Source organism: Gemmatirosa kalamazoonensis (assembly GCF_000522985.1).
Lineage (GTDB): Bacteria > Gemmatimonadota > Gemmatimonadetes > Gemmatimonadales > Gemmatimonadaceae > Gemmatirosa > Gemmatirosa kalamazoonensis.
In genome coordinates this window covers 311,493-325,118 of sequence record NZ_CP007128.1, presented here as the reverse complement: position 1 = coordinate 325,118, position 13,626 = coordinate 311,493, and the positions used below count along the sequence as shown (strand labels likewise).

Genomic DNA, 13,626 nt, shown 5'->3' with positions numbered 1-13,626 from the left:
TCACTCCTCTCGATTGCGCATGTGATCGGCGAGCGCGTGCAGCCGCCCGCGCAGGTGCTCGCGCACCTCGCCCGGCATCTCCTGCTCGTCGAGCGCGCGGTCCATGCACCACAGCCACTCGTCGCGCTCCTTCGCGCCGATCGAGAACGGGAAGTGCCGCATGCGGAGCCGCGGGTGACCCCGCGCCTCGGCGTAGATCGGCGGTCCGCCGGTCCACCCGGTGAGGAACATGTACAGCTTCTCGCGCGACGCCTTCAGGCTCGCCGCGTGGAGCCGGCGGATCGTCGCCGCCTCGGGGGCGGTGTCCATCAGGTCGTAGAAGCGGTCGACGAGGCGGCGGACGCCGGCGTCGCCGCCGAGCAACTCGTAGTGCGTGGCAGTCGATGTGTTCATCCTGTCGAAACATACCACGTCGTCGCGCCGGCTTGTGGAGCGTCGCACCGGCGTGCAGCATGACCGCATGCGCACCTCCCACCGCCGCCTCGCCGTCGCCCTCGCGCCGATCGCCGCGTGCCTCGCGATCGCCGCGCGTCCGCTCGCCGCACCCGCCCCACGCGTCACCGTCGACACCGGCGTGCTCGAAGGTACCGTCGACTCGGCGAGCGACGTGCTCGTGTTCCGCGGCGTGCCGTACGCCGCGCCGCCGGTCGGCGCGGGCCGCTGGAGGCCGCCGCGGCGCGCCGCGCGGTGGACCGGCGTGCGCAAGGCCGACCGGCTCGGCCACAACTGCATGCAGGGGCAGCCCTACGCCGACATCGACCCGTACGCGGCGGGCGTGTCGGAGGACTGCCTGTACCTCAACGTGTGGACCACGTCGTTAGGCGGCCGCCGGCCGGTCATGGTGTGGATCCACGGCGGCGGCTTCTTCGCCGGCTTCGGCGGCGAGGAGCGACACGACGGCGCGCCGCTCGCCAGGAAGGGGGTGGTCGTCGTCACGCTGAACTACCGCCTCGGGCCGTTCGGCTTCATGGCGCACCCGGCGCTCGCCGCGGAGTCGCCGCATCACAGCGCGGGGAACTACGGGCTGCTCGACCAGATCGCCGCGCTGCAGTGGGTGAAGCGCAACATCGCGCGCTTCGGCGGCGATCCGTCGCGCGTCACCATCTTCGGCGAGAGCGCGGGCGGCATGAGCGTCGGGTCGCTCGTCGCGTCGCCGCTCGCCGCGGGGCTGTTCCAGCGCGCGATCATGGAGAGCGGCACCGGCGTCGGCGTCGGCATCTCGCGGCTGAGCGAGGGCGAGGCGACCGGGCGGCAGCTCGCCGATTCGTTAGGCATCCACGGCGACGGCGCCGACGCGCTGGCGCGGCTCCGCGCGGCGAGCGCCGAGAGCGTGCTCGCCGCGTCGGGACGGCTGGCGCGCCCCGGCACGCCGGTGCACTGGCCGGTCGTCGATGGCTGGGTGCTGCCGCACCCGGTGGACTCGGCGCTGTCGTTAGGCACGGCGAACCGGGTGCCCGTGATCGTCGGCAGCAACCGCGACGAGGGGGACGAGTGGATGGGCGCGCCCTCGCGCACGTTCGGGCGCCTCGCGTCGACGCGCGTGCCGACGTGGCTCTACATCTACTCGCGCGTCGGCGAGGACAGCGCGAGCCGGGCGCGCGGCGCGTACCACAGCTCGGAGATCACGTTCGTGTTCGGCCGTCCGCATCCGCTGCAGGCCTCGGCCGGCCGCGCCGCATACGACTCCACGCTCGCCGAGGCGATGAGCGACTACTGGGTCAGCTTCGCGACGAGCGCCGACCCGAACGGGCCGCCGAACGGGGGTCGGCTGCCGCGCTGGCCGCGCTACGATCGGGCCACGGATGCCCTGCTCGAGCTCGGCCCCGAGATCGCGCCGCGTACGCTGTGGCGGAAGGCCGTCTACGACTCGCTCGACGCGGCGGCGCGGGCGCGGGGGCAGCTCCGCCCCTGATATGGCTGGGGCTGCCTAACGCGGGCTCAGCCGACCCTTGCGGGTTTCGCGCATGGCTGACACCGTCACGCTACCGTCATGAAGTCGATGTCCGACGCGCTGTGGCGTCGCACCTCCCCGGTGCGACGCAGAGGTCCCCACCCCGCTGGAGGTCCCACCGATGCGTCCCGTCCGACTCGCCCTCTACGCGCTCTCCGCCGTAGCCACCGCCATCACCGTCGCGTGCGGTGACTCGGTCTCACCCCCGACCCTCCAGCCCGGCGCCGCATCGCTCGCCGCCGGCGGAGCACCAAAGGTCACGATCTGTCACGCCGCCGGCCGCGCCGGCACCACGCACTACATCGAGCTCACGATCGCCGTCGGCGGGCTCAATGGGCACTTCCTGAACAACGGCACGCCGAAGGCGGGACACGAGCTGGACTTCATGGGGCCGTGCAGCCCCACGGTCCAGACCGGCACGCTGCGGGTCTGCGTGGCGAACGGCACGCCGGCAGGCAGCGGACTCGGGAACGTCGCCTTCACCGGTGACGCCGGCGCGTTCAGCCTTGGCATCCCCGATGGCGGCAGAGCGGTTGGCGGCACGAACTGCAACGACGCGGTCGTCTCCGTCGGCGCGGCCGAGGTCACGGGGGATCCGGACGGCAGCTCCATCTGGCTGATGTGCTTCAATGGCGGGAGCCTCGTGTCGGGCCCCAACGGCGTCTACCACGACTCGAGCCCGACCACGGTGAGCGCCAACGTGACCGCTGGGAACACCACCACGGTGACCATGATGTACGGCCGCGACAACACGGCCGACATCGGACAGTGCTTCCTGTAGCGCGTCGTTCGCGCGCGTAGAGCGCGCGGACGGTCCGGACCGAGTCCCGGGCGAGTCCCGGGCTGGCTGGAGAGGCGGCGACGTCGACACGACGTCGCCGCCTCTCGCGTTCGCCGGCGTCTGCTGCGCGCAGTCCGACGCGGTAATCGCCCGGCGTCCCGGCGCACGAGCTTCCGCGGCTCCGCCGGCCGTCGTTAGGCACATGCCCCAGGCCGGCGGTCGTGATCGCGACCAGCGGCGACCTCGGCACCTGGATCGCGAGCCACGCCCGTGACAGGACGGCAGAGACCGCCTAACGCCTAACGTGCAAGCTCAGAGGAAGAATCTCGACTGACCCTTGCGTGGTTCATATGTCACCAACACCGTGACCAGCCGTCGGGCACGCTCAGGATCTGCGTCGCGAACGGCAGCAACATGACCGCCGCCTTTCATGGCAGCCCCCTCGGCGCGATCCACCTCGCCGGCGACGTGAACCCCTACGACGAGAACATCCCCGACGCCGGCAACGCGGCGAACTGCACCGACCAAACCATCTCCACGGGGCCGCTGCAGATCGACAACACGCACCCGTCGGACGTCTGGCTGATGTGCGTCTACGGCGCGACGCCGCTCCCGGGGGCCAACGTGAACGTCTACCTCCCGAAGGGCGGCACCAACTCGGTGACCACCTCGATCGCCGTCGCGACCACCACCGTGGTGACGTTCCTGCACGGGTTCGATAACTCGGCGGAGCCCGGCCAGAACTACGGGCCAGGTTGTACCGAGCTCGGGTTCTGATCGGCGGGCGTGCACCGAAGCTGTGTCGGTGCGCCCGCCGCGACCGGAGCACTAGGTAGACGGCTCGCGTAGAGTAGAAACAACGAGAGGGGCGGCACGTCGACGCGTGAACGTACGCGAACGACGTCGCCGCCCTTCGCGTCTCCCCCCGCCTCGCGCGTGACACCCGGGCCGCGCCGCCGTCGTACCTTTCGAACGCGCGCCTGACCACGTCGACGCGCGTCCCACCCCGCGCGCCCGCCTCTGGCCCCGCCGGCCGCGCCGCGCAACCGTTTCCGGGCCCCTCGTGTCAGAGGGTCGGCCGCTACCGAGAGGAGCGGCCCCATCCCAGCCAGGGTCGAGTGACCGAACCGAACCTCATCGCGCGCGCCGTCGCCGGCGACATGGCGGCCCAGCGCGCCCTCTACGACCAGCACGTCGACCGCGTCTACCGACTGGCCTACCGGCTGGCGGGGGACGAGGAGCTGGCGCGCGACTTCACCCAGGAGACCTTCGTGCGGGCGTTCGACCGGTTGGGGAGCTTCCGCGGCGATTCGTCGCTCGGGACGTGGCTGCACGCCATCGGCGTGTCGGTCGCCCTGAACGGGCTGCGCAAGGTCAAGCGGTGGCGCTCGCGCGAGACCCAGCTCGACGACGCGCTGACGGTCGGGACGACGGCTCGCACGTCGGAGCCGGACCTCAAGGAGCGGCTCCGCCAAGCGGTCGACGCGCTCCCCGAGGGCTACCGCACCGTGTTCGTGATGCACGACGTGGAAGGCTACACGCACGAGGAGATCGCCCAGACGCTCGGCATCCAGCCGGGGACGTCGAAGGCGCAGCTGTTCAGAGCCAGAGCGAAGCTCCGCACCGCACTCGCGGACTTCGCGGGAGAGTGGGTCTCATGACGTGGAACGACGACACCAGCTCCGACGCGCCCGACTTCGGCGGCGGCGATGCGTGGCCGAGCGACGGCCTCGATCGCCTGATCGCCGACACGGCGCGCGAGTACAACGCTCCCCCGCCGACCGTGCCGCGCGACGCGATGTGGCAGGCCATCGTGGCCGCCCGCGCGCCGCAGGCCGTCGACACCACGCCCGCCCCGGCGGTGGACGTGATTCGCCTCGCCGACGTCCGCGCTGACCGCGCGGCGCGTCGCCGCGGGCTGTGGGCCGTCGCGGCCGCGGCCGCGATCTTCCTCGCCACCGGCGTCGGCATCGGTCGGTGGTGGGGGCAGGGACAGGTCGCGAGCGGCGACTCGACCGCGACGCGCGTCGCCAGCACGGCGCCGACGTCGACGCCGAGCGCGGCCCGCGACACGGCGACGCCCGACACGGCGACCGCGGCACCCGACACGGCCACCGAGCCGTCGGCCGACGCGCCGCGCACGACGCGTCTCGCGACGGCCACGCTCCGGACGCCGGGCCGCTCGCCCGGCGACGATCGCGCCGTCTCCGACGCCTACGACGTCGCGGTGCTGCGCCACTTCGCGCAGGCCGAGGCGCTGCTCGTCTCGTACCGCGCCGACACCGTGGACGCGGCCATGGACACGCGGCTCGCCGCGTGGGCCCGCCCGCTGCTCGGCGACACGCGGCTGCTGCTCGACTCGCCCGCGGCGAGCGATCCGCGGCGGCGGCGGCTGCTCGAGGACCTCGAGCTGGTGCTCTCCGAGGTGGCGCGTCTCGCGCCGCCCAACGACATCGCGGGACGCGACTCCGTCGCCGGCCCGCCGTCGCGCCGCACCGAGCGGCAGCTCATCGACGGCACGCTGCGCAGCGCCCAGCTGCTGCCGCGGCTTCGCACCCTGGTGCCCGCGGGCACCGACTGACGATCGACACGACACCGTATCCAATTCCGGGAGACCGTCCCCATGATGCTGCTGACCCACCTCGTCGCGGCTGGCGCGCTGGCGCTCGCGGGAGCGCCCGCACCGGCGGCCGCCAGCGCGCCTAACGCCAGCGCGCCGCGCGCGATCGTCGCGCCGCACGCGAAGCAGGATTCCGCCGATGCGCTCTACCGCGCGGGCCGCGACGCGATCGCGCGCGGCGACTACAAGCGCGCCGCCGAGCTGCTGCAGCGCATCGACGAGCGCTTCCCCGGCTCGTCGCAGGCGAGCGACGCGCTCTACTGGCGGGCGTTCGCGCTCTACCGCGTCGGCGGCACGAACGAGCTGCGGAGCGCCCGCGCCGCGCTCGCGCGGCTGAAGGACAAGGGGAGCGACGCGTACCGCAGCCAGTCGGCGTCGCTCGACACGCGCATCTGCGGCGAGCTCGCGCGGCGCGGCGACGCGCAGTGCGCGGAGACGGTCGAGAAGCGCGCGGACAGCCTCGGCATCGTTGCGGCGGTCGGTGACGTGGTGCGCGCGGCGACCGCCGTCGCGGCCGACGCGGCGCGCGCCGCGACCGCGGCCACGGCGGACGCGCTGCGCGACCCGAGCGTGCAGGCGGCGCTCGCCGAGGCGCGCTCCACCGCCGCCGCCGCGACGCGCGCCGGCATCGACGAGGGCGTGCGCGCCACGAGCGACGCGCTGCGCGACGCCGACCGCGCCATGCGCGAGACGTCGCGCACGATGGGCCGCTCGTCGTCGCGCCGCTCGAGCGACTGCGCGGACGACGACGACGACGTGAAGGTCATCGCGCTGAACGCGCTGATGCAGATGGACGCCGACCGCGCGCTGCCGCTGCTCAAGAAGGTGATGGCGAACCGCGAGAAGTGCTCGGAGGTGCTGCGCAAGAAGGCCGTCTTCCTCATCGCGCGGAAGAACACGCCCGAGGCGGCCGACATGCTCGTCGACGCGGCGCGCAACGATCCCGACACCGACGTGCGCAAGGAGGCCGTGTTCTGGCTGTCGCGCGTGAGCGGCGACAAGGCCGCGGAGTTCCTGCGCGACGTCGCGCTGAACTCCGGCGACGTCGAGGTGCGGAAGCAGGCGGTGTTCTCGCTCTCGCAGTCGAACACGCCCGCCGGGCGCGAGACGCTGCGCCAGATCGCCACCACGTCGAACGTCGACGCGGAGATCCGCGGCGAGGCGATCTTCTGGCTCGGTCAGCGCGGCACGGCCGAGGACATGGACTTCCTGCGGACGCTCTACCCGAAGCTCACGGACCGCGATCTCAAGGACAAGGTGCTGTTCGCCGCGTCGCGCCGGCGTGGGAGCGGCGGGTGGCTGCTCGACGTCGCGAACGACCCGAAGGAGACGATCGAGCTCCGGAAGCAGGCGCTGTTCTGGGCGGGGCAGGGCGGGGCGCCGGTGGAGCAGCTCGTGGGGCTCTACGACAAGACGACGGACCCCGAGATGAAGAAGCAGCTCGTGTTCGTGTATCAGCAGCGCGGCACCGGGCCGGCGTTCGACAAGCTGCTCGACATCGCGCGTACCGAGAAGAACGCCGACGTCCGCAAGGACGCGATCTTCTGGCTGTCGCGCTCGAAGGACCCGCGCGTCGCCAAGCTGATCGAGGACATCATCAACAAGTGACCGGAGGATGACTTCCATGCTCCGCCCCTCGATCACGACCGCACTGCTGTTAGGCACCCTCGTCGCGCGCCCGGCGCTCGCGCAGGCCGACCTGTCGTCGCGCGGCGCGCCGCTCGCCCAGCGCGTGGCGGCGGTGCGCGACGGCACGGTGCGCCTCACGTTCACGGTGCGCCCGGACGTCTGCGGCAACGGCAGCAACATCCACATCCGCCGCGACGGCGACGACCGCACGCGCACCTACCGCGACGACTCGTGGCGCCGCTCGCGCGACGTCGAGTGGGACGACGACTGTCAGACGGGCCCCGGCCGGCTCGCGATGGACGTGAGCGGCGGCCAGGTGCAGGCGGTGCGCTTCTACGTCGGCGGCCGGTGGCGCGCCGCGGGGTCCGACGTCACGGACCTCGGCCAGGTGCCGGCGCCGCAGGCGGCGGGGCTGCTGCTCGGCCTCGCGGAGCGCGGCAGCGGGCGCGCGTCGCGCGACGCGGTGTTCCCGAGCACGCTCGTCGACAGCGTGACGGTGTGGCCCGCGCTGCTCCGCCTCGCGCGCGACGACCGCGCCGAGCGCGAGACGCGCTCGCAGGCGGTGTTCTGGCTCGGCCAGGCGGCGGGTGACGCGGCGACGAAGGGGCTCACGGAGCTCGCCGACGACCCGGAGCGCGAGATCCGCGATCAGGCGGTGTTCGCGTTGTCCCGGCGCCCGAGCGAGGAGGGCGTGCCGGCCCTCATCCGCATCGCCCGCACGCACCGCGACCCGGCCACGCGCCGCTCGGCGCTGTTCTGGCTCGGCCGCTCGCAGGACCCGCGCGCGCTCGCGCTGTTCGAGGAGCTGCTGACGAGCAAGTGACGCTGCGTGGCTGCGTGGCTGCGTGGCTGCGTTGAGCCGTCACGCAGCCACGCAGCTACGCAGCCACGCCGTCGCAGATCATCGCCTCGATCTCGTCCGCCGGCAGGGGCCGCGCGAACAGGAACCCCTGCCCGTAGCCGCAGCCCAGCGCCTGCAGGTGGCGGCGCTGCAGCTCGTCCTCGATCCCCTCGGCAACGCAGTGCAACGCGAGCGAGTCGCCCAGCGCCACGATCGTGCGCGTGAGCGCCGCGCGCGGGCCGCCGCGGGTCACGCCGTCGACGAACGCCTTGTCGATCTTCAGCACGTCGACGGGGAACTGCTGGAGGTAGCCGAGCGACGAGTAGCCGGTGCCGAAGTCGTCGATCGCGAGCCGCACGCCGAGCGCCTTCACCGCGGCCAGTGTCGCGAGCGCGGCCGACGGCTCGGCGATGATCACGCTCTCCGTGATCTCCAGCACCAGCGCGTGCGGCGGGAGCCCCGCGTCGTCGAGCGCGGCACGCACGTCGTCGGCGAGCGATGGGTCCTGGAGCTGCCGCGCCGAGAGGTTCACCGTGATGGTGAGCGGCGGCGCCAGCGGGTCGGCGGCGTGCCGCGCGGCCTGCCACCGCGCCGCCTGCGCGCACGCTTCGCGCAGCACCCACCGGCCTAACGGCACGATGAGCCCCGTGGACTCCGCCGCGGGGATGAACACCGTGGGCTGCACCAGCCCGCGCCGCGGGTGCTGCCAGCGCACCAGCGCCTCGAGCCCCGCCACCTTGCCGTCGGCCAGCTCCACGATCGGCTGGTAGTGGACGCGCATCTCCGCGCAGTCGTCCGCCACGGCGCGGCGCAGATCGCCTTCCAGCTCCATCCGGTCCACGACCGCGGCGTGCATCGCGGGCGCGAAGATCTCGTACGTGCTCTTGCCGCGCTGCTTCGCGCGGTACATCGCGACGTCGGCGTTGCGAAGCAGCTCCTCGGCGCCGTCGGTCGAGCGTGCACGCGCGATCCCGACGCTCGCCCCCACGCTCACGTCCTGCCCGGCGAGCGTGATCGGCACGCGCACCGAGTTCACGATGCGCTCGGCGACGATCACCGCGTCGGCGTCGGCGTGCGCGTTCTCGAGCAGCACGCCGAACTCGTCGCCGCCGAGTCGCGCCACGGTGTCGCAGCCGCGCGTCGCGTTCAGCAGCCGGTCGGCGACGACGGCGAGCAGACGGTCGCCCTCGCGGTGGCCCAACGAGTCGTTCACCGTCTTGAAGTCGTCGAGGTCGAGGAACAGCGCCACCACGCCGTGAGGGTCGCGCCCCTCGCGCGCGAGCGCATGCTCCACGCGGTCGCGGAACAGCGCGCGGTTCGCGAGCCCCGTGAGCGGATCGTGGAACGCCTGGTGGATGAGCTGCGCCTCGAGCCGCGCGCGCTCCGTGACGTCGCGCACCGTGATCAGCACTCCGCGCACGGCCGGATCGTCGTACAGGTTCTCCGCCATGCACTCCACGGCGCGCCACGTCGCGCCGTCGCCGCTCACGCGGTACTGCGACGGGCCGAACGTGCGGTGCTCGCTGCGCGTCACGGCCAGCGCCTCCGCCGCGTCGGCCGCGTCGTCGGGGTGCACGAACGTCACGAGCGGCTGCCCCTCCGCGTCCTCCGGGCGCACGCCGAGCATGCGCTCGAGCGACGGGCTCGCGAAGCGCACGATCCCGCGGCCGTCGACGATGAGAATGAGGTCCGACGAGTTCTGCACGAGCGTGCGGAACCGCGCCTCGCCCGCGCGCTCCGCCTCGAGCCGCACGCGCGCGCCCTGCAGCCGCACGTGCTCGCGCCCGACCATGTACTGGCGCACGAACACGAGCGACGTGACGACGATCGTGGCTGCGAGCAGCACCAGCGTGCGCGGCGTCCACGCGCCGCCGACCGCGACGGCGAAGAACACGAGCAGCAGCACCGCGCTGACGTACGGCAGCAGGCTCGCGCGCGTCTGCGGCGCGGTGCGCTCCTCGGCGGCGGGCTCGCTGGCGCGCCGCTGCGCGCACGCACCGGCGGCGAGCATCAGGCATCCCAGCAGCCACATCAGGTCACTGAGCCCACCCGGGTCGTACGCGCCGGTGAATGATTGCCGCAGGTACAGCAGGTCGCCCGCGAAGCGCGAAAGCAGGCCGGCCGCGGCCCAGCGTACCGCGCCGCGCGTCGCGCCGCCGCCGCGGCGGAGGGCCACGTACGCCGCGAACAGCAGCACGACGTCGCCGAGCGGGTAGAGCGTGTTGACCACGAGCTGCGCGAGGTCGTCGCCGCGCGCGATCGCCGGCCAGAGCGCGAGGTACCACACCACCGCCGCGCCGCTCGACAGCACCATCGCCGTGTCGAGCCACACGCGCAGTCGCTCCTCGCGCTCGAGCGGCGCCGCGGGAAAGCGCAGGACGCCGAGCAGGACGAGCGGGAAGAAGAGCAGCTGCACGCCGTCCGCGGCGGAGAGCGGCGGGCGGCCGAGCAGCTCCCACAGCACGCCGGCGAGCCACCAGACCGTCACCGCGGCGGCGAGGTCGCGCCACGCCCGCCGCGCCCGCCGATCCACGTCCGCGCGGCGCGGCGCGAGCCAGAGCACGACGACCAGGCCGACCCCGAGCGGCACGAGCGCGTTCGCGCAGAGCTGCGCCTTCGCCGCCGCATCGCCGCCGGGAGCGAACCGCCAGCCCCAGAGCAGGAGCGCCGCGGCCGCCGTGGCGACGACGACCGCCTGGAACGCCGCGCCGAGGCGGTCGCGCACCGGGGCGTGGCGCGTGGCGGGGACGTCGGACGGCGCGGGCATCGTGTACTAACATCGGCCGGTCCGACGACGACCTTGAGGCTGCGACGCTGCTACGGGGTCAGGGTCGCCGCTCGAAGCGGGTGAACGTCCCGAACACGACGTCCCAGAGCGGCGAGCTCACGCCGTAGTCGCTGTCCGTGTCGACGTAGTGGTGCCGGGCGTGGCGCTTCTTCAGGTAGCGGCCCCACGGCGTCGGCATGCCGAAGTGGTGCACGGCGTAGTGCGTCGTGTCGTACACGAGGTACCCGGCGACGAAGCCGGCGAACGGTGCCGGCGCGTGCAGCGGGCCGAGGACCGCGCGGAACAGCAGCCACGTCCCGATCGCGATCGGCACGCTCGCCCCCGGCGGCATGACGAGCCGGCTGGAATCGCTCGGATACTCGTGGTGCACGCCGTGGGCGATGAAGTACGAGCGGTGGCGCCAGCTCGGCAGCGCGGGGAGCACCGGCTCGTCGGGCGCGAGCCGCGCCACCACGTCGTGCGTCTCGGCCATGATGTGGTCCGGCGCGTGGAAGACGTGCCGGTGCAGCAGGTACTCGGCGAGCGTCCACAGCAGCAGGCCGGCGACGAACAGCAGCGCCGTCGTCCCTCGCGTCGTCCGCGCCGTCCACAGCAGCCCCGCGACGAGCGGCACGTAGATCACGTGCGGCACCGCCGGATGCACGTGACTGAACCGCTCGAGGAACCCGCTGCGGAACATCCGCACGGACACGTCGGCGTTCGAGACGTAGTGCTCGGGCATGGGGCACATATTAGGGCAGGAGGGCAGAAAGGGCAGGAGGGCAGGAGAGCTTCGGGCTCTCCTGCCCTCCTGCCCTCGTGCCCTCCTGCCCTGGCCTTACTGGTTCAGCGGCACGTTCACCACGCGGGTGCCCGCCGCGCCGACGCTGAGGCGCGAGTTGTAGACGAGCAGGCTGATGACGCCCGGCGCGTTGTCGACCGCGTCCTTGAGCTGCGCGCCCGACGTGATCTGCCGCTGGACGCCGCCGCGGCCGATCACCGCGACGATGACGTCGCCCTCGATGAGATGGCCGCGCGCGGGGCCCGTCTCCTTCACCTCGCTCACGAGCAGGCCGTGAATGCTGCTGTTCGTGACGCGCGCCTGGGTCGCCAGCTCGGGGGTGAGCGGTTCCACCGAGACGCCAAGACGTCCCGCTGGCGTCGCGTTGCTGCGCGGCTCGCCGGCGTCGTTGGCGGCGACCGTCTCCTTCTCCGGCGGCGCCTCCTGCAGCGGCACGCGCGCCGTGCCCTGCGTGCCGTAGCGCGCGTAGGCGAGCGTCACCGTCTGGCCGGGCTGGTAGCCGTAGATCGTGCGCTGCAGCGCGGCGACGCTGGAGATCGGCTTGTTGTCGACCGAGACGATGATGTCGCCCTGCTTCAGCCCCGCCTTCTCCGCCGGGCTCCCCTCCTGGAAGCCGCTCACGAGCGCGCCGCGGATCTCCTTCATCCCGGCGGCGAGCGCGTCCTCCGCCTTCACGTCCGTGATGGAGACGCCGAGGATGGCGCGCCGCACGCGGCCGTACTTGTGGAACTGGTCCATCGCGATGCGCGCGATGGAGGCCGGCACGGCGAAGCCGTAGCCCGCGTACACGCCGGTGGGGCTCTCGATCGCGCTGTTGATGCCGATCACCCGCCCGTCCATGTCGAGCAGCGGGCCGCCCGAGTTCCCGGGGTTGATGACGGCGTCGGTCTGCAGGAAGTCGGCAATCGCGAGCTGGGAGCTGAACAGGTTCGAGAGGTCGCCCCCGCGCTCCTTCGCGCTGATGATGCCCGACGTCACCGTGGAGCGCAGGCCGAGCGGCGCGCCGATCGCGAGCACCGGCTGGCCGACCTGCACCGCGGCGTCGTCGCCGAGCGGCAGCGTCGGCAGCCCCGTCGCGTCGATCTTGATGAGCGCGACGTCGGTCGACGGGTCGCGGCCGATCACGCGCGCCGGGTAGATGCGCCGGTCGTAGAGCGTGACGAGGAGCCGGTTCGCGTCCTCGACGACGTGGTTGTTCGTCAGGATCTCACCGTCCGACGAGACGATGAACCCCGAGCCGGAGGAGCGCTGGATCGGCGCGCGGCCGCCGCGCCCGCCCGGCGGCACGAGCTGGAAGCCGCGCGGCAGCAGGTCGCGCAGCCCCGGCGGGACGTCGCCGCCGCCGTTGTCGCGCGACGCGACGCGGGGCGCGCCCTCGTTCTCGATGTAGACGACCGCCGGCGTCACCTGCCGGGCGATCTTCACGAAGCCGGAATCCTGTGGACCGCCGGCACCGGGCGTCGCCGCCGGGGCGGTGAGGGTCGCCGGCGTCTGGCCGGTCATCGACGCGATCTGCGCCGGAGCGTACTTGAACGCGAGCGTGCCGCCGACACCGAGCACCGTGGCGGCGACTACGCGCACCGCGGTAGAGGCGGTCGCGCGGGAGAGCAGAGTACCACGCATGACGTGAATGCCTCGCCTGAATTGGTGTAACCGTGCTGTCCGTTCCAACGGAATCTACCCCGAATCGACACGCCGGTGCCGTGCCGTGGTTGCCTGCCAAGATGTCAGACGGCGCCGCGCGGGCAAGGGCCGGGTGACTCAGACGCCGCACGGTGGGACGAACAGCACGGCCCCCGCGTGGGCGACGCTCACCAGGAGGAACGTGAGACTGGTGAGCACGCCGGCCAGCGCCAGGAACCGCGTGCGGCCCTCACCCGTCTCGAGCAGCGCCGTCTCCGGCGCGTGCGCGGCGCCCCGGCCGGCCCCCGCCTGGTGCTCCTCGCGCGTCCGCGCCCACGTGCGCCACGCCACCGCGCCGGCCGCCGCGGCGACGACGATCGCCGCCGCGCTCACCGCGAGCGCCACCCCGCGCACGCCGCTCGCCGCACCGGCGAGCGGCGCAAGCCGCGGAAAGCAGCCGTGCGCGGCGACGGGGAGATTCACGAGCGTCTGGACGCTCCATGCCGCCGGTCCGCCGAACAAGCCGAACGCGAGCGCCGCGAGTCCCGCGCGTGCGCGCGCCGGGGCCGGATGCGCGTCGCCCGATCCATCGTGCGCTGCCGTCGCCATCGC

At 73.2% G+C, this 13,626-nt stretch carries 12 protein-coding genes; 7 read left to right on the top strand and 5 right to left on the bottom strand.

Annotated features, from left to right (window positions below):
• On the bottom strand, nt 1-393 hold the full coding sequence (locus J421_RS01565) for a group II truncated hemoglobin (RefSeq protein WP_025409405.1): 393 nt from the start codon (nt 391-393) through the stop codon (nt 1-3).
• Nucleotides 394-460: 67 nt separating this feature from the next.
• Between J421_RS01565 and J421_RS01560 the strand changes: the two genes are divergently transcribed.
• The 7 genes from J421_RS01560 to J421_RS01530 all read left to right on the top strand — a co-directional run bounded on the left by J421_RS01560 (nt 461) and on the right by J421_RS01530 (nt 7,804).
• Nucleotides 461-1,912, top strand: a complete 1,452-nt coding sequence (locus tag J421_RS01560; protein ID WP_148306099.1) for a carboxylesterase/lipase family protein — start codon at nt 461-463, stop codon at nt 1,910-1,912.
• A 160-nt stretch (nt 1,913-2,072) separates the two neighbouring features.
• Nucleotides 2,073-2,732 carry a hypothetical protein gene (locus J421_RS01555; protein ID WP_025409403.1) on the top strand — a complete coding sequence of 220 codons (660 nt, stop codon included), beginning with the start codon at nt 2,073-2,075 and terminating at the stop codon, nt 2,730-2,732.
• 414 nt (nt 2,733-3,146) lie between these two features.
• The gene (locus tag J421_RS01550) at nt 3,147-3,509 is read left to right on the top strand and encodes a hypothetical protein (RefSeq protein WP_025409402.1); all 363 of its coding nucleotides are present in this window, start codon (nt 3,147-3,149) and stop codon (nt 3,507-3,509) included.
• A 341-nt stretch (nt 3,510-3,850) separates the two neighbouring features.
• Nucleotides 3,851-4,393, top strand: a complete 543-nt coding sequence (locus J421_RS01545; protein WP_025409401.1) for an RNA polymerase sigma factor — start codon at nt 3,851-3,853, stop codon at nt 4,391-4,393.
• Nucleotides 4,390-5,313, top strand: coding sequence for a hypothetical protein (locus tag J421_RS01540; RefSeq protein WP_025409400.1), 924 nt, complete (start codon nt 4,390-4,392; stop codon nt 5,311-5,313). The genes J421_RS01545 and J421_RS01540 overlap by 4 nt, the downstream gene beginning before the upstream one ends.
• Before the next feature lie 42 nt (nt 5,314-5,355).
• The gene (locus J421_RS01535; protein WP_025409399.1) at nt 5,356-6,960 is read left to right on the top strand and encodes a HEAT repeat domain-containing protein; all 1,605 of its coding nucleotides are present in this window, start codon (nt 5,356-5,358) and stop codon (nt 6,958-6,960) included.
• Nucleotides 6,961-6,976: 16 nt separating this feature from the next.
• Nucleotides 6,977-7,804, top strand: a complete 828-nt coding sequence (locus tag J421_RS01530) for a HEAT repeat domain-containing protein (protein ID WP_025409398.1) — start codon at nt 6,977-6,979, stop codon at nt 7,802-7,804.
• A 55-nt stretch (nt 7,805-7,859) separates the two neighbouring features.
• On the opposite strand, the gene J421_RS01525 is transcribed toward J421_RS01530, so the two are convergent.
• The 4 genes from J421_RS01525 to J421_RS32525 all read right to left on the bottom strand — a co-directional run bounded on the left by J421_RS01525 (nt 7,860) and on the right by J421_RS32525 (nt 13,623).
• Nucleotides 7,860-10,589 (bottom strand): putative bifunctional diguanylate cyclase/phosphodiesterase, encoded by a 2,730-nt coding sequence (locus J421_RS01525; RefSeq protein ID WP_025409397.1) that lies wholly within the window; start codon nt 10,587-10,589, stop codon nt 7,860-7,862.
• A gap of 58 nt (nt 10,590-10,647) precedes the next feature.
• A complete protein-coding gene (locus J421_RS01520; protein WP_025409396.1) occupies nt 10,648-11,331 on the bottom strand; it encodes a sterol desaturase family protein in 684 nt (227 codons plus the stop codon).
• A gap of 96 nt (nt 11,332-11,427) precedes the next feature.
• Entirely contained in the window at nt 11,428-12,972 is a 1,545-nt protein-coding gene (locus tag J421_RS01515) for a trypsin-like peptidase domain-containing protein (RefSeq protein ID WP_158508624.1), read from the bottom strand.
• A gap of 180 nt (nt 12,973-13,152) precedes the next feature.
• On the bottom strand, nt 13,153-13,623 hold the full coding sequence (locus J421_RS32525) for a hypothetical protein (protein ID WP_104022122.1): 471 nt from the start codon (nt 13,621-13,623) through the stop codon (nt 13,153-13,155).
• Between the last annotated feature and the right edge of the window lie 3 nt (nt 13,624-13,626).

What these genes read in the sequence shown, in the direction of transcription:
- J421_RS01530 (WP_025409398.1), top strand. Translation starts at nt 6,977, where the DNA reads ATGCTCCGCCCCTCGATCACGACCGCACTGCTGTTAGGCACCCTCGTC.
- J421_RS01560 (WP_148306099.1), top strand. Translation starts at nt 461, where the DNA reads ATGCGCACCTCCCACCGCCGCCTCGCCGTCGCCCTCGCGCCGATCGCC.
- J421_RS01555 (WP_025409403.1), top strand. Translation starts at nt 2,073, where the DNA reads ATGCGTCCCGTCCGACTCGCCCTCTACGCGCTCTCCGCCGTAGCCACC.
- J421_RS01540 (WP_025409400.1), top strand. Translation starts at nt 4,390, where the DNA reads ATGACGTGGAACGACGACACCAGCTCCGACGCGCCCGACTTCGGCGGC.
- J421_RS32525 (WP_104022122.1), bottom strand. Translation starts at nt 13,623, where the DNA reads ATGGCGACGGCAGCGCACGATGGATCGGGCGACGCGCATCCGGCCCCG.
- J421_RS01535 (WP_025409399.1), top strand. Translation starts at nt 5,356, where the DNA reads ATGATGCTGCTGACCCACCTCGTCGCGGCTGGCGCGCTGGCGCTCGCG.
- J421_RS01525 (WP_025409397.1), bottom strand. Translation starts at nt 10,589, where the DNA reads ATGCCCGCGCCGTCCGACGTCCCCGCCACGCGCCACGCCCCGGTGCGC.
- J421_RS01520 (WP_025409396.1), bottom strand. Translation starts at nt 11,331, where the DNA reads ATGCCCGAGCACTACGTCTCGAACGCCGACGTGTCCGTGCGGATGTTC.
- J421_RS01565 (WP_025409405.1), bottom strand. Translation starts at nt 393, where the DNA reads ATGAACACATCGACTGCCACGCACTACGAGTTGCTCGGCGGCGACGCC.
- J421_RS01550 (WP_025409402.1), top strand. Translation starts at nt 3,147, where the DNA reads ATGACCGCCGCCTTTCATGGCAGCCCCCTCGGCGCGATCCACCTCGCC.